We start from the raw sequence: 21689 nt of genomic DNA, 5'->3' as shown, positions 1-21689 counted from the left end.
CTTGAGACTTATGTACAAAGCGCCCGACGGACCCCTCCGCCGGGCGCCAACCCTTAGTTCACTCCGTTGAAATCAGAGGCGTCGAGCATGTGATGACCCGTGAGGTCGATCTCGAAATCGGCATCCAGATCGTCGTCGACATTGCCGGCGATGATGGTGTGCTCGCCATCGTCGCGCATCTCGAAGGAGACCCGCAGTTCGCCCGCGGCGCTGAAATCGCCAGCCGCGAACAAGACGAAGGATTGCGAACCGGCCGCGCCCTGATCTGCGTCGATCCCGCTCAGGTCGATCTTGTCGCCCGGTGCGAAGCCGTTGATCCGGTCGCCGTCGGCATCGGCTGCGGAGTTGAACACGAAGGTGTCGTGGCCGCCGCCGCCATCGATCACGTTGACCGCGCCGTTGGCGATGATCGTGTCGTCGCCGCTGCCGGTGATGACGTTCTCGAAGCTGTAGATCTGGTCGGCGGTCTCGCCGATCATCACCTGGCCGTGGCCGTTGGTGCCGTGGCCCAGATCGACCTCGACCGAGGCCTGGATCGCGGCGTAGTCGAGCGTATCCGAGCCCTCTCCGCCCCAGTAGCTGTCGGCCCCGTCGTCCTCGGTCGCGATGACCGTGTCGTCGCCATCATCGGCGAAGACCATGTCATGCCCCTTGCCGGCTTCGATCACGTCGTCACCGTCGCCGCCGAAGAGGCGATCCGCCCCGCCATCGCCGAAGATCATGTCGTCGCCGCCGTTGCCAAGCGCATTGTCCGCGCCGCCGCCTGCGAAGATGACGTCATTGCCCTCCATTCCGATGAAGGTCTCGGCGGTGTCGTCGCCGACCAGCACCACCCCGTCGGACATCGCGTCGTCGGAACTGTCGTCGGCGCCGCCATCGCTGCCGCTGTTCGAGCCGTCCTGATCGGAACTCTCCGAGCGCGTGCCATATCGGGCACCGTGAACTTCGTCCTGCGGACGTTCGCTGCCGACCACCATGTCATCTCCGCCGCCGCCGTTGAAGACGATGCGGTGATCCGAGGTGAGTCCCGAGATGTCGACCGTGTCGTCGCCCGCGTCGCCATTGATGGTGATCGTGGAATAGGCGAGGCTCGTGCCCGAGAAATCGCCCACGATCTGGACCGTGTCGCCCCCGGTCGTGCCGCCTTCGGGTACGTTGCCAGCGGTCACGTCGAGCGTGTTGACGGTGATCTCTTCGACATTGTTCAATTCCGCGATCACATTCCCGTTGCGGGTCACGACGATCTCGGCCGAGGGATTTCGCACATTGAGGTTTGCCAGCATCGCCGCCGCCATCGTGTAGATCACGAAGGTCTCGGAGCCGTTGTTGCCATTGATCACGAAGCGGTCGCCCGCCTTGCCATTGGCGCCGCCGTCGACGAGGTCGCGCCGGTCCCCGGCACGCCAGACAATGGTATCATTGCCCGCGCCGCCGATGATCGTGTCTCCGCCGCCCTTCCCGTAGATCACGGTGTCATTGGTCGCCATCGAGAGATCGATCAAATTGCTTCTTTGATCGCCCGTGACGATATCGAAGGTCTCGGTAACCTGGGTACCGGCGGTATCGGTGGCGGTGACTTCGAGGCTCAGGTTCAAGTTGTCCTGCACCCCGCCGTCAAGCTGCACACCCGCGTTGTTGGCTCCGCTCAGGCTGAGCCCGGTCGAGGCCGAGACCAGCTGATAGCTCGCTTGTCCATCGAAGGGCACGTCTGCGGTGAGTGTCCCCAGAACGCCGCCGCCGCCGCCCACATTCCACATGATGTCGGACATCGGGTCCGCCGCGAGCGAGAGCATCTCGCCATTCGCGAACTTGGCGAATTCGACGCCGACGAGGATATCCACGCCATCGGTCGCGACCGGGTTCCCCTGGTTGTCGGTGCCGCTGCGTAGATCGGTGATCCGAACCGCCTGCTGGCCGTTCATCGCGATCAGCTCGATGCGGTAGTCGTCGCGGTTGCCGGTATAGAGCGCGGTGTCGGTGCCCTCCGCCCCGGTGTCGCCGAGGATGTGGCCCAGCGAGCCGTCCGAGAACACCACACGGGTGTCGCCGGTGCCGTACCAGTTCTCGATCCGGTCGACCTCGACCACCGACTGGTCGTGACGGTTGTCGCCGATCCAGTAGAGGTTCGAGTCCACGACCACGCTGTCGCCGAAGATGAAATCGGCCTGACCCGTGGTCTCGTCGCCCCCATCGCCCAGACCGGTCAGCTTGTCATCGCCGCCGCCGCCCACGAGATAGTTGTTCATCCCGTTGGAGCCGATGCCGTTCTCGTCCGCGCCGGTCAGCTCGTCATTGTATTGCGAGCCGACGAGCCCTTCGAGGAAGGCATACTGGTCCATCAGGACCGACCCGGTGCCTGCGTTGTTCGAGGTCTGCAGGTTCGCGATCACGTTGATATAGGCGTCCTCGTAGGAGCCGATATCCATGTCGCCCTCTGTGCCGTCGCCGTTGAACTCGATCACCGGGTTGAGCTGCGCGGGGCTGTCGCCGTTGAGGCGGTCGCCATCGTTCGCGGTCGGGCCGAGGCCGCCTTCTAGCAGGTCGTTGCCCGAGCCGCCGTTGATGTTGTCGTCGCCGACGCCGCCGACCATCCAGTCCGCGCCGTTGCCGCCGAACATCTCGTCGACGCTGTCGCCGCCATCCATGTAGTCGTTGCCGTCACCGCCCATCATCAGGTCGGTGTCGCCCTCGCCATAGAGCCGGTCATCGCCGTCGTCGCCGAAGACCTCGTCGATGCCGTCGCCGCCATGGACCTCGTCATCGCCCTCGTTGCCATGCGCCGTATCGAGCACGCCAGGACCGGCGAAGATCGTGTCGTTGCCGAGTCCGCCGAGAATGAAGTCGTCGTTCTCGTAATCGGTGATGTAATCGTCGCCGTCGCCGCCATAGATATGATCGTTACCCTGCGCGCCTTCGATGCGGTCGTTGCCTTCGTCGCCGTAGAGCACGTCATCGCCCAGAGCGCCGACGATGAAGTCGTCGCCGGAGAGGCCGATCACCGTGATATGGCCGTCATTGGCCGGACCGCCGGGGATGCTCTCGGTGAGTTGGACATTGTCGATCAGGATCTGGTCCATCGAGCCCGCGAGATCGAATTTCTCGATCACGATGCGCAGGTCCAGTCCCGCAGAGGAAGCCGGGATCGGGTCGCTCACCAGCGTCACCGTCACCTTGCCACCGTTCACGGTCGGCGGGTCGAAGATGACCGAGCCCAGCAGGTTTCCGTTGCTGTCGAAGAGCTTCGCCTCGCCGCCGGTCGCTTCACGGTCGAGACGGTCGATCACGTCGAAGGTCAGTGTATAGGTCGCGTTCTCGACGAGCGGTGTCTGCACCGTCTTCGACAGGATTGCGGCATCGCCGAGGTAGGCGACCTGATCGCCGGTCAGCATCGCGCCGTCCACCGGCGGATTGGGATCGGCCGAGAGCACTTCGGTCTCGGGCGCCCAGGTGCCGCCATTGGTCAGCTGCCAACCCTGCGGCGCGCCGTTCAGGTAGGTGCCGTTCGTGTTGGTCGTGCCGACACCATTGCCCATGACCTGATCTTCGAAACTGCCATTGCCGACGTCGATCTGGCGCACCTCGTCGGGCAGCCGCTCCAGCGTGGCGTTGAAGTAATCGTTGTATTGGTAGGCGTCGGTGCCATCCGCCACCAGACCATCGCGGGCATTGTCGTTGAATGTGCCCGCCGAGGTCTCGCCGTCGAGCACATAGGTGGCCGAGGGCGTCGCGAAGGCATCCGGGATATGCTCCAGCCCGGTGGTGCGCATGATCAGGTGGGCGAATTGCTCGCCGATGATCTGGTCGCCCAGATGGTGACCGACCGGCATCCGGTAGAGGTAATAGAACCGGTCGCCATCCTGCAGGCGCTGCGTGAAGTCCAGCATGATGAAGCTGAACGTCGTGCCGAGCGGGCCATCGAACATCGGCTGTTCGGCCAAACCGCCGACCCAGAGGTCGATATCCCAGAAGCCCTGATCGCCCGAACCGCCCGAGAGCGTCCAGCCCTCGCCCGGAGTGTAAGTGGGCTCGCCCGAGCCGCGCATGAACATCAGCGCCGCGTCATGCCGCGGATCGGACGCATCCGCCGCCGCATCGATGATCGCCTGCGCCTTCTCGCGGATCTGCCACAGCTCGCCCGTGCCCGCCTGATAGGCGTCGCGCGCCTCTTGCAGCTTGAACGTGCCCGCTTCGTCCCGGCCATAGGCCGCGATGAAGTTCACCAGCGATTCCGGGGTGCGCAGATGCGCGCCGAAATCTTCCCAGCTGTGATAGGGCGCGATGCCCGCGCCATTGGCGTTGTTCGAGGTATTCTGCATCAGCCCGTCGAAGACCTGCTGGCGCAGCTCGTTCAGCGTCGGCAGCCCGACATCGCGACCGCGCGCGATATTCAGCGCGGCCAGGTCGAGCGGCACGCCGACCAGCGATTGCTGCAGGGCCGCGGTGACGAATTCGTCCATCTCGTTGCCTTGCTGGGACAGCAGACCCGCAGCGATCCCGGATGCGCCGTAGGCGTCGAACTGATCGGGATTGAGGAAGACGTCGAAGAGACCCCTTTCGACATAGGTCGGCACGTAGCCCGGCTCGCCCGGATGGACGCCGGCGTCGTCAGTCACCGCGATCTGCACGGTTTCGCGCAGCTGCGAGTGACCCAGACGGAACACCGCCTGCGCGAATTCAAGGCTGATATTGAGGTTGATATCGGCCGAGTAGGACACGAATTCCGGCAGCGCCGGGTAGAGCGTCGTCATGTATTGATCGACCGCGACGTGGTTGTACTCGCTCTCGGTGATCAGACGTGCGGCCTGGTAGACGCGTTCGCCATCCCAGGTGAGGCTGTCCACGATGGCCTGCACAGCCACGTCGTCGGTCAGGTCGGTCCCGGCCCAGCTGTCGAAGGTCGCCTGATCGACATCCACCGCGAGCCAGCCCTCGTTGGCCGCGTCGGTCCCGTTCAGGCCACTGAGGTCACCGGTCTCGATCGCATCGCGGACCGCCGACATCATGATGTTATGGGCCTGGATGTTGTGCTCTTCGTGGAAGACGTGGTGGACCGAGGTGAGCGTGATGTTCTCGTTCACGCGGCCGTCGCCCGAGACCTTGTGACGGGCCAGAAGCGCGTCGTCATAGGTGAAAGCGCCCGAATTCGGATCCGAGGCCGGGTTCAGCTCGTTGCCCTGGAAGTCGAGGCCCGGCGTCGCGCCATGCGCGATATCGATCAGGATCGGCTGGTTCGTCGTGCGCACTTCGCCGATATCAGCCGCCGCGCAATGGCCGTCCATTGCATCCTGCAGCGTCCAACGCACAAAGGGATCGTAGCCCGCGGCTTCCAGTTGCGCGTAGGAGTGGTAGGTCATGCCGTCGATATCGACGCCGTCAGGCGTCATCGCGAACATCTCGTCGATATCGGCGATGCTCTGATCCGAACGGAAGTGGAAATCCTGCTGCGGCGTGAAGTTCAGCCGACCGATCGCATCGGCGTTGATCCACGGGCAATCGAGCACATCCGTGTCGATCAGCTCGACGCCAATCCGCATCGCGTTGACCTTCATGTCGGCCCAGGTCGCAAGCTCTTCCTTACCCGTGACCTCCGTACCATCGGGCGCGATTGCCGAGCCGTCCGAAACGTCGAGCGCCACGAGATTTCCATTCGCATCCTGGCGATGGACGATCCCGTCCTCGGATCCGGTGATCAGCCTGCCAGTGACGACGCCATTCGCATCGTAGTGCCGCAGCAGCGCGTTGACCGACTCGTGCGAGCCGTAGGTCTGACTCTGATCGATCATCAGGCCGGTATTGTTGTTGTAGAGCGGCGTCACGCCGGGCAGCAGGTTGCCCTGATCGTCGAAATCCGTATCGGGGTTCGACAGTTTCCCGCGGCTCAGCATCATCATGTTCGAGACGCCGGGAATGTAAGACGGGTTCGTCGCGATCATCTCGGGAACGTTCGGCGTGGTCGCCGCATCCACGTAATCCGGGTTCGGCGCATACATCGGATCAACGTAGAGCGGATCGTTCGGGCTCAGCGGGATCATGACCACGCCGCCGGTCTTCTGGATGAAATCCAGCCCGTGATCGAAGAACTGACCGAAGGCCACGAACCATTCGTTATAGCTCACCCCGCCCAGCACGCCGGGATTCGGGATGAATGCGGTGGTGATATCGCCCACCACGGAGTTCGACACATCCACTGCCGAGCCGCCAAGCGCGTTCATCGCCGCGACCGCAGCCGGGTTGTAGTTCGGATCGGTCATGTCGACATTCGAGCTGCTGATCAGCTGCGAGATCAGGCGCGGCGTCGAATCCACCACGACAGAGCTGTTGAGGATATCCAGCGTCGAGCCATCGCTTGTGAACTGGTATTCCGGCTGCGCGTCCGACATCGCGGTCATCATCGACGTCGCATTGACGGTTGGCAGGTAGCCCGGTGCACCCGGTGCCACGCCGTTCGAGTCGGCCACGAACATCGAGGGCGACATCGACATCGGGTTGTCGACCAGCACCGGCTTCGAGGTCGGGACATAATCGAGATCGCCGGGCAGACGGCCCTCGCTGTCGGGCAGCACCAGCGTCACCCACATCTTCTGCACGGTCGCATAAGAGGTGCCGTATTCCGGCTCGGTCGGGTGGTTTGTCATGAACATACGCAGGAACTCGGTATCGGCCTGCCCCCAATCGGGATGCACGTTGCCACCGCCGGTCCAGACGACGTTGCCGTTCTCATCGACGGTATAGCCGCCCGCGAGGTTGTTGTTGTGGCCCGACACTTCGCGCACCCCGTTCGGGTCGAGCGCGCTCGTCAGTCGCGAATAATCGTTCAGGATATTTGCCTGTTGCAGCAGATAATCGAGATCGGCTCCGGCCAGTTTGATCGTCATGGTAGCCCCCTAAGACCAATTCGGCCCGCGCATCGCGGTCCGTGTCACACCCATTGCCGAAGCTCGGTTCATAGGAGGCTGTGCGAGACGGCAAACACCCCTGCGCCGCATCTCTCGCCGACACCCCCACAAGCTCGGCGCTTTTCCTGTTTCCATGAGGCCATCGAATCGGGACGACGAAAATTGTCTTAGGTCCAACGCGATTTTCCCCTATGGTCGGGAACGCTCCTCGCCAAAGGACGCAAGGGAACATGGGACGAAGGTCTAAGAGCGATGCGACCAAGGTCGGGGATGTGGGGGCCCCGGACCGGGTGCAGCCGGTGCGTAACCCGCTGCGCTGGTTTCTGGGATTTTCGTTATCCCTTCAGTTTCTGGTGGGTCTGGGCCTGGTGCTGAGCCTCTTGCTGGCTTCCCTCGCCTATTGGATCAACAACCGCGCGACGACCCGGCTTCTCGACGCCTCTGCCGACACTGCCGCCTTCTACATGCAGAACCTTCTGCAGCCGCATGTTCAGGCGCTGGGCCGATCGGACGCGTTGCGCGCCGAAGATCTCGCCGCGCTGCACGCGCTCGCGGAGGGGTTTCGCAAACAGGGCAACTTCCTCGCCATCAAGATCTGGAGCCGCGAGGGCAAGCTGATCTTCGCGCCCGATGCAGGGCTTGGCCATGTGCTGCCCGACGACGAGATCTTCGAGGCTCTCAAGGGGAATGTCTTCGGAAGGTTTCCCGATCTCGAGGACGCGGCCCATGATGCCGAGCGCGCGCTGGGCGTACATCTCTATGAAATCTATGCGCCGCTGCGCGACCTGGAGACCGGCACCATTCTTGCCGTCGGAGAATTTTATCAGAACGCCGATGTGGTCCGGGGCGCGCTGCTGACCTCCGCCAAGACGACATGGCTCTTTGTCGGGCCAGTGGCGATCATCGTGTTCACCATGCTGTTCCTGATCGTGCAGCGCGGCAGCCTGACGATCGAGCGCCAGACCGTCGAGCTCCGCCGCCAGTTCGCCGAGCGCGAGCGGCTGCTGCTCGGCAATTCGCAACTGCACCGCTCGATCGCCGAAGCCGCGCGGAATGCCGCCGAAATCGACGAGCGCGCGAAACGTCGGATCGGCGCGGACCTGCATGACGGCGCCTGCCAGCTTCTCTCCTACCTGGTGCTGGAGATCGACCGGCTGGAGCATCTGATTCGTTCGCCCGGGGCGACCGATGAAGCGAAAGCGGCCGGGATTGTCTCGGAAATCAAAAAAGTTGCGCGCAAGACGATGGAGGAAATCCGTGCCATCTCGGGCGGATTGGTCGCGCCGCAATTCGACGCTGCGCCGACGCTGGCCGCGCTGGTCGAAACGCTCGCCACCGATCACCGCCGACGCACCGGTTTGGAGGTCACGCTTTCGCTCGCACCTGACGCTCCGGAACTGTCCGAGACGACGCGGCGCACCTTGGGCCGGATCGTGCAGGAAGCGCTGGCCAATGCCGCGCGACACGCTCCAGGCTCGACGCAGAAAATCGAAACCTATCAAGAGGATGGCGATTTCGTTCTGCGCATAAGCGACAGCGGCGCGGCCCCCGGCTACACCCTCCCGCAGGAGCGCGAATACCGCGAGGGCGGGCTTGGTCTGCCGGGGATGCAATTCCGGGCGCAATCGCTGGGAGGCACGCTCGAGTTCCGCTTGCTTGAGCCGCAGGGATCGGAGGTGATCTGCCGTATCCCGCTCGAACCGGAACGCCCCTGAAAGTGACGCAAAGGTAAACCTTTGGAGCTACGCCCATACACCGATGGGGCTAGATGATAAGCGTCTTTCTTTATTGTGTTTCTTCAAGACCTCTTCATTCTGGACGTCCGGGGGGAAGACGGATTTCGCGACAGTCCGGATGGCTTGGCCTTCACGCGTTGGGGAACGCGGTCGCGGGATCGTTCAAGGGGTATTTCGATGTCCGATTTTGTGCCGACGACGGCTTGTATTGTAGACGACCATCCAATTTTCCGGCAGGGGCTGTGCGCCGTGCTGCAGGACGCGCTCGATATCGACGTGCTCGATCAAGGCAGTTCCGCCATCGACGCGATCGAGCTTGCCCGGGCGCGACGGCCCGACGTGATGATCCTCGATCTCAGCATGCCCGGCGGCGGGTTGAACGCGCTTCGCAAGATCATCGATCACGACCCGTCCATGCAATGCATCCTGCTGACCGCCTGCGACGAGCCCGCCACCGCGATCGAAGCGATGAGCGCGGGGGCGAAGGGTTACATTCTCAAAGGGGTCGGCGTCTCGGAACTCCAGGCGGCAATCGACGCGATCCTGCACGGCGGCACATTCGTTTCGCCGAGCTTCGCGGCGGCGCTGCTGCAGGCGGCGCTTTCGGGGCAGGAAAAATCCGAGAGCGAGAGCCTGACCCACCGCGAGATGCAGGTGCTGCGCGAGTTGGAGCGCGGCAAGACAAACCGCGAAATCGCCAAGCGCCTCGCGATCAGCGAGAAGACGGTGAAGTTCTACATGACCAATATCATGCAGAAATACGGGGTGAAGAACCGGCTGGAGGCCGTGATCGCGCATCGTCAGGCGCATGAGCGTACGCTCTCGTCGCGCCCCTATTGAAGAGGCGGAGCGAAACCGCTCCGCCAGTCTTTCAGGTTACAGCGCGGTCCAGCCGCCATCGACCGAGATCGTGGTCCCGGTGATCTGCGCCGCCGCGTCCGAGCACAGGAACACGGCGGTGCCGCCGATCTGCTCGACCGTCGCGAATTCCTTCGACGGCTGGCGCGCGAGGATGACCTTCTCGATCACCTCTTCCTCGGTCATGTTGTATTCCTTCGCCGTGTCGGGGATCTGCGCCTCGACGAGCGGGGTCTTCACATAGCCCGGGCAGATCGCGTTGACGGTGATGTCTTCCTTCGCGGTCTCGAGCGCTGTGACCTTGGTCAGGCCCACGACGCCGTGCTTGGCCGAAACATAGGCCGATTTATAGGGCGACGCGGTCAGACCGTGCGCGGAGGCGATATTGACGACCCTGCCCCAACCCGCCTTGCGCATCATCGGCAGCGCGACGGCGGTGGTGTGGAAGGCCGAGGTCAGCATGATCGCGATTATCGCGTCCCATTTCTCGACCGGGAATTCCTCGATCGGCGAGACATGCTGGATGCCAGCATTGTTCACGAGAATATCGCATTTGCCCGCCTGCTCAATCAGGGCGCGCGCTTCGGCACCTTTCGAGAGATCGGCCTTGATGTAGCGCGCGGTGACACCGAATTCCGATGCGATATCGGCGGCGAGCTTATGATCCTCGTCGCGGTCGGTGAAGGAGTTTATGACAATATCGGCGCCCGCGCGCGCGAGTTCGCGCGCGACCCCGAGACCGATCCCGGAATTCGACCCGGTAATGACGGCGGTTTTTCCCTGAAGCGACATGTTCTCTCCTTCGGTGACGTAAGTGACGGATTCGCCGGGATCATGCCGCGCCGCGCGTGCGAACGCCATGCTGCAAGCGCAATACCGCGTGAGATCGCGGTGAGGGCCTTGTTTTCTTGGGTAATGAGGTAAAAAAAGACGCCCGCGCTAGGGCGGGCGTCAAGTCATGAGGCAGGTTTCATACAGGCAAGAAACCTATCGAGCAGTGCATCCCTTATAAGCAATCCTGCGCCGCTCTCCAAGGGAAAAGTTTGCGCAGTTTCAAACCTCTCGCTAGCTTGGCGCCAATAAATGCAGGCAAGGCAGGGATTGTTAACATGACGAGATCGGTGTTTTTCCATTTACTCGGCGGGGCTCTTTTCGGGCTCGCCCCTGTATTTACAGGGATCGCCGCCGCGGAGCCACAACCTGCGATTGCAATGTACGGCGAGCCTGCACTTCCCGCAGGCTTTACCCATCTGCCCTACGCCAATCCCGATGCCCCAAAGGGCGGCGAGATCAGATTTGGCGTGGCCGGCATGTTCGATTCGCTCAACCCGTGGATCCTGAACGGGAGACCGGCGGAAGGAATCAGCCGCTATGTCGCCGAATCGCTGATGGGCCGCTCGATGGACGAGCCTTTCACGCTCTACGGACTTCTCGCCGAATCGGTCGAGACCGACCCGGACCGCACTTGGGTGGAATTCACCCTGCGCCCCGAGGCCAAGTTCTCCGACGGCAACCCGGTGACGGTCGAGGATGTCATCTGGTCCTACAAGACGCTCGGGACCGAAGGCCATCCGCGCTATCAGAACGCCTGGTCGAAGGTCGAAAAGATCGAGAAGACCGGCGATCGCAAGGTCCGCATCACCTTCAAACCCGAGGTGAAGGACCGCGAAATGGCGCTGATCATGGGGATGCGCCCGGTTCTCGAGAAGTCGCAATGGGAGGGGCACGACTTCGCCTCCACCACCAATATGGCTCCGATCGGCTCCGGCCCCTACGTCGTGGGCCGCGTCGAACCGGGCAAATATATCGAGCTGAAACGCAACCCCGATTACTGGGGGAAGGATCTGGGCTTCAACAAGGGCCGGAACAATTTCGACACGATCCGCTATGATTATTTCGGCGATGGCGGCGTCGTCTTCGAGGCCTTCAAGGGCGGCGAGACCGACAGCTACACCGAATGGAACGCGGCCGACTGGGGCCGGAACTACGACTTCCCGGCGGTGCAATCGGGCGACGTGATCAAATCCGAGATTCCGAACGGGCGTCCCTCGGGGATCAAGGGGCTGGTGATGAACACCCGCAACCCGGTTTTCGCGGATTGGCGGGTGCGCCAGGCGATGATCGACGCGTTCAACTTTGAATTCATCAACAAGACCATCAATGGCGGCGCGGAGCCGCGGATCTCGTCCTATTTCTCGAATTCCGAGCTGGGGATGGAGCACGGCGCCGCTGCGGGCAAGGTGAAGGCCCTGCTGGAGCCCTTCGCCGATCAGCTCCCGCCCGGCACGATCGACGGCTACAGCCTGCCTACGTCCGACGGAGGCGTGCGCAACCGCAAGAACATGCGCGCCGCCGCGAAGCTGCTGGAAGAGGCCGGCTGGCAGGTCGACAGCGATGGCGTGCTCAAGAAGGACGGCAAGCCCTTCACCTTCGAGATCGTGCTGCAACAGGGCGCGGCCGAGACGCAAAGCATCGTCGACATCTACACCGAGGCGCTCAAGAAGCTGGGTATCTTCCCGAAAGTGACCGTGATCGACGATGCGCAATACACACAGCGCACCAATTCCTATGATTTCGACATGGCGTGGTACTGGCGCGCTCTGTCACTGTCGCCCGGCAACGAGCAGAACCTCTACTGGGGCTCGAAAGGCGTGAAAGAGCCCGGCTCGCGCAACTGGATGGGCATGAATTCCCCAGCCGCCGAAGCGATGGTGAAGGCCATGCTCGATGCGAAAAGCCACGAGGATTTCGTCGCCGCGACCCGTGCGCTCGACCGGGTGTTGACTGCGGGCCGCTATGTCATTCCGATCTGGTACGCACCGGTTGACCGGATCGCCCATATCAAGCAGCTTCACTACCCTGAGAAGACCCCGCTATACGGGGCATGGCCGGGCTTCGAGCCCGATGTCTGGTGGTACGAAGAGGCAGGACAATGAAGAAACTCATCCTTCTGGCAGCGATCGCTGCGGCAATGGCGGGCTGCAACACGGTGGCCGGTGTGGGCGACGACATCTCGGGCGGTGCCCGTTCGGTGCAGGGCTGGTTCAGGTAACTCCTGGAATTCAAGGCGATATGGAACCGCGCGAGCTATCTCGGCCTTGTGCCTTGCAAAGCCCCGCGCGCGTCCCTTTCTCAGTATGAGGGTCACCCGCGACACGAGCCGTGAAGAAAAGGATCAAAAGCGATGAAATGGCACCATATCGAGGAAAACTGGGCGGCATTTTACGAGGCTATCGTGGATCGGTGGCCGGATGCCGACGAGGCCGAGCTTGACGAGATCGACGGCGATCAGAAAGCCTTCATCCGCTATATCGCCGAGCTGACCGAACAGGAGCCCGCCGACGCGCGCGACGAAATTCGCGACTGGATGCGAGGCGAATTGCCCTCCGACGTGATCATGGACCCGACTCATGACGGTCACTCGATCGCGGCCTCGTCGAAATACGTCCCCGAAGGCGAGGACGAATATGACGACGACGCGCGCTTCGGCGACGACGAGGAAGAGGACGAGTAAGCTTAGCCCGCGCATAGGCGCGCAAACTTCACGTCACATGGGCGCTTTGCTCCACATGGGCGCTTTGCTCCCGCGCACGGTCGCACATGGCTAAAGTTGCAGGGGGCTCTGCCCCCGCTGCGTCGTGGCCCTTCCTCTGCGCTCCGGGCGTTCGGCGGGGCGTCCTTCCATTGGAAGGCAGCTCGTCCCACCCCAAGATAATTTCGCCAAGGCGAAGTCAGAGTGAAGGGCGCGCGTTCGGGCTTGCTCGGGCGCGCGCCGCGTCCTAGCTAGGCGGCATGGATTCCGTTTACCGCACAGACCCGATCCCCGCCCCGCCGAGCGCCTTCAACATGGCCGCGCATGTTCTGGCGGCAGGCGCGGCGACCCCGGACAAGCTGGCGATGCAGATCGTGAAGCCTTCGGGCGCGCAGCGCTGGTCATATGGGCGGCTGACCGCGGCGGTGCGCGGTGCGGGAACGCTGTTGCTCGACGCGGGGCTGATACCCGGAGATCGCGTGATGCTGCGGCTGGGCAACGGTCCGGAATTTCCCATCGCTTTCCTTGGCGCCATCGCAGCCGGGCTGGTGCCGGTGCCGACATCGGCGCAGCTGACCGAGGCGGAGATTACCAAACTGGCGGGCGATCTCGATCCGGCGGCTGTCGTGGCGGGCGATGGGATAGCCCTGCCCGAGCATCCGGCGCGCGCAATCCCCGCCGATATTCTGCGCAAGGCCGGGGACGCCGCCCCCTGCGACTACGCAATGGGCGATCCGAACCGCCTCGCCTATATGATCTTCACCTCCGGCACGGGCGGCTCGGCGCGCGCCGTGATGCATGCGCATCGCGCGATCTGGGCGCGGCAGATGATGTATCGCGGCTGGTATGGCATGGGGCCCGACGACCGTCTGATGCATGCAGGCGCCTTCAACTGGACCTATACGCTCGGCACCGGGCTGATGGACCCGTGGACACTAGGGGCCACCGCACTGATCCCGGCGGACGGGGTAGAGCCGCGCAGCCTGCCCCTGCTGCTCAAGCGCTTCGACGCGACGATCTTCGCCGCCGCTCCCGGAGTCTACCGGCAAATCCTGAAACATCATGAGGCGCTATCGCTGCCGAAGCTACGCCATGGGCTGAGCGCGGGCGAGGCGCTGCCGGAGCCCACGCGCGCAGCCTGGATCGCGGCGACGGGCACCAGGGTCTATGAGGCGCTCGGCATGTCCGAATGCTCGACCTTCATCTCGGGCAGTCCGGACCATCCCGCGCCGCCCGGCACCTGCGGCTATCCGCAGGCTGGCCGTCATGTCGCCGTGCTGGGTGAAGACGGGCAACCGGTGCCGCGCGGCGAGCCGGGTCAGCTGGCGATCCATGAAAGCGATCCGGGGCTCTATCTGGGCTATTGGAATTCGCCCGAAGAGACTGCGGCGCGCCGGATCGGCCCGTGGTTCGTCACGGGCGACACGGTCTCGATGGGCGAAGATGGTGCGATCACCTATCTCGGGCGCGGCTATGATATGATGAATGCGGGCGGCTTTCGCGTCTCGCCGATCGAGGTCGAGGAGGTCATGCATGACTGCCCCGGCGCAGGCGACGTGGCCGCGGTCGAAATCGCGGTGAAAGTCGATGCAAGCGTCATCGCACTGGCCTATACCGGCGACGCCGGGGAAGAGACGCTGCGCGCCCATGCGGAGGCCCGGCTTGCACGCTACAAGCAGCCGCGCCTTTACGCCCATATCGCCGCCCTGCCCCGCAACCGCAACGGCAAGGTGCTGCGCTCGGAAATCCGCACCATGCTGCAACAGGAGGTCACCTCATGATCACGCTCGATATTTTCGCCGATCCCGTTTGCCCGTGGTGCTTCATCGGCAAGGCGCGGCTCGACCGGGCGCTCGCCCAACGCCCCGACCACCCGTTCCAGCGTGCGTGGCAGCCATTCGAGCTGAACCCGACCATGCCGCCCGAGGGGATGGCGCGCGCCGATTACCTGCAGGCGAAGTTCGGTCAGGACGGGGCGGCGAAGATGCATGTGCAGCTGCTCGAGATCGCGGAGGCCGAAGGCTACGATTTCCACCCCGAGCGCGTCACCCATCAGCCGAACACCCGCAACGCGCATCGCCTGCTCTATTGGGCGGGGCTGGAAGAGCGGCAGGAAGAGGCGATGGAGGGGCTGCTGGCCGCACATTGGAGCGACGGGCGCAATATCGGCGACTCGACCGTGCTGTGTGAAGTGGCCGAGGCGGCGCGGATGGACCCGCGACTGGTGGAGCGGCTTCTGGCTTCGGATGCCGATATCGACACGATCGTCGCCAAGGAACAACATGCGCGCGAGCGTGGGATCAACGCGGTGCCCTCGGTCGTTGTCGCAAATGCTCATCTGGTGAGCGGCGCGCAACCGACCGAGCTGTGGCTGCAGGTCATCGACGAGCTGTCCGGCACACCGTCCGACGCGACCCAGCACTGACCGAGTTGTCCGGCGTCGCAGCCGCCGTCACTATCGCGTGAGCGCACAGGGGGCTGCGCGCCCGGCCCTCTGGCCAAATCGGCGCAGCTCCCTATGCTCGCGTTTCGAATAGATCCGACTCTCGGAAAGTCCCCCAGAATGTCCCACATCTCTGACGCGCCCCGGGCGCGCACGCCCCTTTCGCTGCCCGAACTGACGGTCATGCTCGCCTCCTTGATCGCGACGGTCGCCTTCTCGATCGACGCGATGCTGCCGGCACTGCCGCAGATCGCGGCAGAGTTGAGCCCCGACGCGGTCAACCGTGCGCAGCTGGTGCTGACCGCCTTCGTGCTGGGCATGGGCGTGGGCACGCTGTTCGCCGGGCCGATCTCGGATGCGCTGGGGCGGCGCAAGACCATCGCGGGGGGGATTGCGATCTACATGGTCGGTGCCTTCGTCGCCGCCCATGCGCAAAGCCTCGAAGCGCTTCTGGCGGCGCGGGTGCTGCAAGGGATCGGCGCATCGGGTCCGCGGATCACGGTGATGGCGCTGGTGCGCGACCTCTTCGCCGGGCGCGAGATGGCGAAGATCACCTCATTCATCATGATGATCTTCATCCTCGTGCCGGCCGTCGCCCCCTCGGTCGGCCAACTGGTGATCGCTCTCGCGGGCTGGCGCGGCGTATTCTGGGCCTTCATGGTCTTCGGCTGCGTCGGCGTGAGCTGGCTGATGATCCGCCAACCCGAAACGCTCGCCCCCGAGGATCGCCGACCGCTGAGCGTATCCAAGCTGCGCGCCGCGGCGCTGGAGGTGATCACCCATTCGGATGTGCGTCTCTATATCGTGACGATGACGCTGGGCTTCGGGCAGATGTTCGGCCTGCTGTCCACCGCGCAGCAGCTTTACGCGGCGCATGGCGTCACCGACACCTTCCCGATGTGGTTCGCGATCGGCGCGCTGCTCGCGGGCTCGGCCACGATCTTCAACGCGCGCTACGTGATGCGGCTGGGGATGCGCAAGATCGTCAAGGGGACCTATATCTCCCAGGTGGCGATCTCGGCGGTAATGCTGGTGCTGGTGCTGCTCGGGTTCACTGACGGCGCGGCGGGCTTCCCGTTCATCTTCATCTACTCGGTCTCGGTCTTCGCGATGGCGGGCCTGACCTTCGGCAATCTCAACGCGCTGGCGCTGGAACATATGGGCCATATCGCGGGCATGGCGGCGTCCATCGTGTCGGCGATTTCGACCGTCGGCGCGGTGATCATCGCAGCCCCGGTGGGCCTGTCCTTCAACGGCACTGCGCTGCCGATGGTGATCGCGACGCTGACCTGCTCGAGCCTCGCCTGGTGGCTGATCCGCAAGACGCAGGAAACCGGCTGACGGGGCTTTACGCGCAGGTGCAAAAGCTACATATGCGCGCATCGCCCTTGTCACGGAGCCTCACCGATGTCGTCGCCCTATGCCCGCCCCGGGTTCTATGATGAGGCGCTCGCCAAGGGACGCCACCGCGACATCGTGGGCGGCCGCTGGGACGAGACGGGCCGCGCGCAGATGGCCGCGCTTCTGGATCACGGGCTGCGGCCCGATCATGTCCTTCTCGATATCGGTGCGGGGGCGTTGCGGCTGGGCTGCAAGGCGGTGCCCTATCTGGAGCCCGGCCATTACTGGGCCACGGATGCCTCGCGCGCACTGATGCTTGCGGGCTATGCGGCGGAGTTGGAGGCGCGCGACCGGCTCGATCCTATGCAGCTGGTCGAAGACGCGGATTTCGGTTTTGCTGTCGTGACCGACACGGTCACCCATGCCATCGCTTTCGGTGTCTTTCCGCATCTGGAAGGCGACGCGATTGCACATTGCTTCAACGGCTTGCGGCGCTTTGCTCAACTGGAGTGCCTGCTGCTTACAGTATTCCTCGCCCCCGAAGGCGCCACGATCCACCGACAGAACGACGGCGTCGTCACCCACGCGACCCGCGCGCCCTATCACCTTTCGGAAGCCGCGCTCTATGCGATGGCGGAGGCGGCTGGCTGGCGCCTTATCCGCGATGACCGGATGCTGCCGCGCGGACAGGTGATGTTCCGCGCGGAGCCGCTCAGGGCTTCGTCTTCTTCGCCTCGATAACCTTCTCGGCCAGATCGCGGGCGATCGCGAAGGCGCCCTTGATCTTGTCCTTGTCGTTCTTCCAGTCGCGGCGAATGACCAGCTTGTTGTCCTTCACCTTGGCCAGATCGCGCTGTGCGGTCAGGAATTCCACGAGCCCCTGCGGGTTGGGGAACTTGTCATTGTGGAACTGGACGGTCGCGCCCTTCGGCCCGGCATCGAGCTTGGCGATCATCGCGCGTTTGCACATCGCCTTGATCCGGACGACCAGCAGCAGCGTGTTGACCTCTTTCGGCAGTTCGCCAAAGCGGTCGATCAGCTCGGCGGCGAACCCTTCCAGCTCGACCTTGGTGGTCAGGCTCGACAGGCGACGATAGAGGCCGAGGCGCACGTCGAGATCGGGGATGTAGCTGTCGGGGATCATCACCGGCACGCCGAGATTGATCTGCGGCGACCAGTCGCCATCCGCCGTCTCGGTCAGTTCGCCCGATTTCAGCTTCGAGATCGTCTCTTCCAGCATCGACTGATAGAGCTCGTAACCCACCTCGCGGATATGGCCCGACTGTTCCTCGCCCAGCAGGTTGCCCGCGCCGCGCAGGTCCAAGTCCTGGCTCGCAAGGTTGAACCCGGCCCCGAGGCTGTCGAGCGAGCCCAGCAGACGCAGCCTTTTCTGCGCTTGTGGCGTCAGCGGCATGCGCGGCTTCGTCGTCAGGTAGCAATAGGCGCGTGTCTTCGCGCGGCCTACCCGGCCCCGGATCTGGTAAAGCTGGCTGAGGCCGAACATGTCGGCGCGATGAATTACCATCGTGTTCGCGGTCGGGATGTCGAGGCCACTTTCCACGATCGTCGTGGCCAGAAGGACGTCGTATTTGCCGTCGTAGAAGGCGTTCATCCGGTCGTCCAACTCGCCCGCGGCCATCTGCCCATGCGCCACGAGATATTTCACCTCCGGCACGTGGGTTTGCAGAAATTCCTCGATTTCGGGAAGATCGGAAATTCGCGGCACGACATAGAAGCTCTGCCCGCCGCGGTAATGCTCGCGCAGAAGCGCCTCGCGTACGGTGACGGTGTCGAATTCGGAGACATAGGTACGGATCGCAAGGCGGTCGACGGGCGGCGTACCGATGATCGACAGGTCGCGCACCCCGGTCAATGAGAGTTGCAGCGTGCGCGGGATCGGCGTCGCGGTCAGCGTGAGCACGTGGATTTCCGAGCGCATCTCTTTCAGGCGCTCTTTGTGCTGCACGCCGAAATGCTGCTCCTCGTCGATCACCAGCAGGCCGAGATTGGCGAATTTCACCGATTTCGCCAGAACCGCATGGGTGCCGATCACGATATCGACCGTGCCGTCGCGCAGCCCCTCGCGGGTCTTCGTCGCCTCCTTGGCGGAGACGAAGCGGCTGAGCGGTTTCACATTCAGCGCGGTGCCCCGGAAGCGTTCGGCGAAGGTCTTGTAATGCTGGCGCGCAAGCAGCGTCGTCGGCGCGATCACCGCGACCTGCATGCCCGATTGCGCGGCGACGAAGGCCGCGCGCATCGCGACCTCGGTCTTGCCGAAGCCCACATCGCCCACGACGAGACGATCCATCGGCGTGCCCGATTTCAGATCGTCCACCACATCCTCGATCGCGCTCATCTGGTCGTCGGTCTCGGTATAGGGGAAGCGCGCGGCGAAGCTTTCCCACTCGTGATGCGGCGCTTCCAGAATGGGTGCGTGACGCAGGTGACGCTCTGCCGCGATCCGCATCAGCTTGTCGGCGATCTTGCGGATGCGTTCCTTCAGCTTGGCCTTCTTGGCCTGCCATGCGCCCCCGCCAAGCTTGTCGAGCAAGCCCTCCTCATGGCCGTAGCGGCTGAGCAGTTCGATATTCTCGACCGGAAGATAAAGGCGATCCCCGCCCGCATATTCCAAGAGCACGCATTCATGCGGCGCGCCAAGGGCCGTGACCGTCTCCAGCCCCTTGTAGCGGCCCACCCCGTGATCGACATGGACGACCAGATCGCCGGGCGAGAGCGTCGTGTGTTCGGTCAGGAAGTTCTCGGCCTTGCGCTTGCGCCGCGGCTTCGAGACGAGCCGTTCGCCCAGCACGTCCTGCTCCGAGATCACGGTCATCTCGCTGCCATCGCGCGGGGCTTCGAACCCTTCGTCGAGCGGCCAGACCGTGAGGTTCACCCCCGGCCCGATCTCGCGCGCCGATCCGATCAGCTTCGCGCCGATCACGCCCTCGTCTTCCATCAGGCCTTTCAGGCGCTCACGTGCCCCCTCGGACCACGAGGCGATCACCACGGGACCATCGGCCAGACGCGCTTGAATATGGTCTTTCAACGCGCTGAACAGGCTGACGTTTTCCACCTTGCGCTCGGGCGCGAAATTGCGCCCGACGCGCCCGCCCGCATTCAGGATCCCGGGACCGGGCGGTGCCGGGATCACCTGCAGGCGCAGCACGCGAAGCGGTTTCAACACCGCCTCCCAACTCTCTGGGTTCAAATACAAAAGCTGCGGCGGCGCGGGTTTGTAGACGGAGTCCAGCCGGTCGCGCCGGGTCATCGCTTCGCGCCGCGTGTCATACTGATCCGCGATGCCGTCCCAACGGCTTTCCTGCTGCGCCGCGATCTGGTCGTCGAGCATCACCGACGCATCGGGCAGATAGTCGAAAATGGTCTCGAGCTTTTCATGGAAGAAGCCCAGCCAATGCTCCATCCCCGCCTGTTTGCGCCCTGCCGAAACCGCCTCGTAAAGCGGGTCTTCCGCACCGCCCGAGCCGAATTCGATCCGGTAATTCTGCCGGAAGCGGGTGATCGCTGCCTCGTCGAGGATGACCTCGGAGACCGGCGCCAGCTCCACGCCTTTCAGTTTCTCGGTCGTGCGCTGGCTGACCGGGTCGAAGCCACGCGCGTCGTCCAGCACATCGCCGAACAGATCGAGCCGCACCGGACCGCCCTCGCCGGGCGGGAAGATGTCGATGATGCCGCCGCGGATCGCGTAATCGCCGGGCTCGGACGCGGTCGAGGCCTGCGAGAAGCCCATCCGGACGAGGAATTCGCGCAACGCCTGCTCGTCGATCCGCTTGCCGACCTGCGCGGTGAAGCTCGCGCCCGCCAGAACCTCGCGCGCGGGCACGCGCTGCATGGCAGCCGAAAGCGTCGTCAACAGAACGAACGGCCCGGGCATCCCCGAAGCCAGCGCAGCCAACGTCGCCATCCGCGTGGCGGAGATATCGGCATTGGGCGAGACGCGGTCATAGGGCAGACAATCCCATGCCGGGAAGTCCAGCACCGTCGCCTCGGGCGCAAAGAACGCAAGTGCCCCGCGCATGGCCGCCAGACGGCGATCGTCGCGCGCGACATGGATGACCGACTTGCCCTTGGCAAGTTCCTTGGCCAGCAAGGCGGCGTCGAACCCTTCCGGGGCGCCCGAGAGAAGAAAATGCTCCATAGCCAAGCGAGGTATCCGGCCTGTCTCCGGTGTCAAGTTGCTTCGCGCGTCAAACCAGCATCGAGGCGAGAAGGTTCTGATACATTCCCCAGAGCGCGCTCACGATGATCGCGACCACGCCGATCGCCTGCACGTTCACCCGGTGGCGCGAGAGTGCCTTGATCGCAATCGCCGGGTCATGCGCAAGCGTGGGCTCTGCATCGAGTTTATGCGCCAGTCGCAGGCTCAAGCCGAACACGGCCATCATCGGCACCAGCAGCAGAGCGAAAGCCTGCGCCGTCTCCGAGCCGTAGATGAACCCGGTGATGATGAGAAAGCTCAACATGAAGGGGATGGTGATCGACATCGAGAACCCGGCATCGCGCCGGATGCGGTTTAGCCGCCGTGCGCTCAGCGCCGTCATCGCGGCCAGATCCTGACCCGCGTCGCCCCCCTTGCGGCGCGCGCGGATCACCATGTCCCACGGCACGCCCAACACCCAATGCGAGGCCGAAGACCAGACTGCGGCCAAGGCGATCCAATACCACAGGTTGGAAAAGCTGCGCAGGTCGATCAGCCGCGCGATCGTGTCGAAAACTTCCAAGCCCCTCGCCCTCGTTCTTCCGGGTCGTCGTGTCGCGCCCCCTCCTGACGATGCATAGACCAGCCCAGCCCCGAGCGGAAGCCCGCGCGGATCTGCCGCGCTTGCCTGTTACATCGATCCGTGGCACCCATTTTGCCCGAGCCA

General features: G+C 63.8%; 12 protein-coding genes. 8 read left to right on the top strand and 4 right to left on the bottom strand.

The genetic code is table 11. The features are described from left to right. Positions 1-53 precede the first annotated feature (53 nt). Positions 54-6875, bottom strand: coding sequence for a peroxidase family protein (locus B6V73_RS01130; RefSeq protein ID WP_088724299.1), 6822 nt, complete (start codon positions 6873-6875; stop codon positions 54-56). Positions 6876-7126: 251 nt separating this feature from the next. Between B6V73_RS01130 and B6V73_RS01125 the strand changes: the two genes are divergently transcribed. Next, on the top strand, positions 7127-8611 hold the full coding sequence (locus tag B6V73_RS01125) for an ATP-binding protein (protein WP_168174845.1): 1485 nt from the start codon (positions 7127-7129) through the stop codon (positions 8609-8611). Between the two features lie 198 nt (positions 8612-8809). After that, the gene (locus tag B6V73_RS01120; RefSeq protein WP_088718624.1) at positions 8810-9472 is read left to right on the top strand and encodes a response regulator transcription factor; all 663 of its coding nucleotides are present in this window, start codon (positions 8810-8812) and stop codon (positions 9470-9472) included. Positions 9473-9508: 36 nt separating this feature from the next. Here the strand turns inward: B6V73_RS01120 and B6V73_RS01115 are convergent, their stop codons facing one another. After that, a complete protein-coding gene (locus B6V73_RS01115; protein WP_075774787.1) occupies positions 9509-10282 on the bottom strand; it encodes a 3-hydroxybutyrate dehydrogenase in 774 nt (257 codons plus the stop codon). Positions 10283-10599: 317 nt separating this feature from the next. Here B6V73_RS01115 and B6V73_RS01110 point away from each other — a divergent pair, with 317 nt between their 5' ends. From B6V73_RS01110 to B6V73_RS01085, 6 genes are all read left to right on the top strand, one after another. Further along, positions 10600-12426 carry an extracellular solute-binding protein gene (locus B6V73_RS01110; protein ID WP_088724297.1) on the top strand — a complete coding sequence of 609 codons (1827 nt, stop codon included), beginning with the start codon at positions 10600-10602 and terminating at the stop codon, positions 12424-12426. 248 nt (positions 12427-12674) lie between these two features. Continuing rightward, positions 12675-13004 (top strand): hypothetical protein, encoded by a 330-nt coding sequence (locus B6V73_RS01105; RefSeq protein WP_075774785.1) that lies wholly within the window; start codon positions 12675-12677, stop codon positions 13002-13004. A 278-nt stretch (positions 13005-13282) separates the two neighbouring features. Continuing rightward, a complete protein-coding gene (locus B6V73_RS01100; RefSeq protein WP_088724296.1) occupies positions 13283-14803 on the top strand; it encodes a class I adenylate-forming enzyme family protein in 1521 nt (506 codons plus the stop codon). Continuing rightward, positions 14800-15447 carry a DsbA family oxidoreductase gene (locus tag B6V73_RS01095; RefSeq protein WP_075774783.1) on the top strand — a complete coding sequence of 216 codons (648 nt, stop codon included), beginning with the start codon at positions 14800-14802 and terminating at the stop codon, positions 15445-15447. The genes B6V73_RS01100 and B6V73_RS01095 overlap by 4 nt, the downstream gene beginning before the upstream one ends. A gap of 138 nt (positions 15448-15585) precedes the next feature. Beyond that, a complete protein-coding gene (locus B6V73_RS01090; protein ID WP_240496892.1) occupies positions 15586-16806 on the top strand; it encodes a multidrug effflux MFS transporter in 1221 nt (406 codons plus the stop codon). A gap of 66 nt (positions 16807-16872) precedes the next feature. Next, complete coding sequence (locus B6V73_RS01085) at positions 16873-17547, top strand: class I SAM-dependent methyltransferase (protein ID WP_088724295.1); 675 nt, start codon at positions 16873-16875, stop codon at positions 17545-17547. On the opposite strand, the gene mfd is transcribed toward B6V73_RS01085, so the two are convergent. Together mfd and B6V73_RS01075 are read right to left on the bottom strand one after the other, a co-directional pair. Next, a complete protein-coding gene (gene mfd / locus B6V73_RS01080; protein ID WP_088724294.1) occupies positions 17519-20962 on the bottom strand; it encodes a transcription-repair coupling factor in 3444 nt (1147 codons plus the stop codon). The two genes, B6V73_RS01085 and mfd, sit on opposite strands and share 29 nt — an antisense overlap. Before the next feature lie 49 nt (positions 20963-21011). Continuing rightward, positions 21012-21545: a hypothetical protein gene (locus B6V73_RS01075; protein WP_075774780.1), complete on the bottom strand. Its 534-nt coding sequence runs from the start codon at positions 21543-21545 to the stop codon at positions 21012-21014. Positions 21546-21689 lie beyond the last annotated feature (144 nt).

This window comes from Thioclava sp. JM3, from assembly GCF_002213185.1.
In the GTDB taxonomy this organism is placed as follows: domain Bacteria; phylum Pseudomonadota; class Alphaproteobacteria; order Rhodobacterales; family Rhodobacteraceae; genus Thioclava; species Thioclava nitratireducens.
Note: the sequence above shows the minus strand (reverse complement) of the source record. Positions and strands in the feature narration are given on the sequence as shown.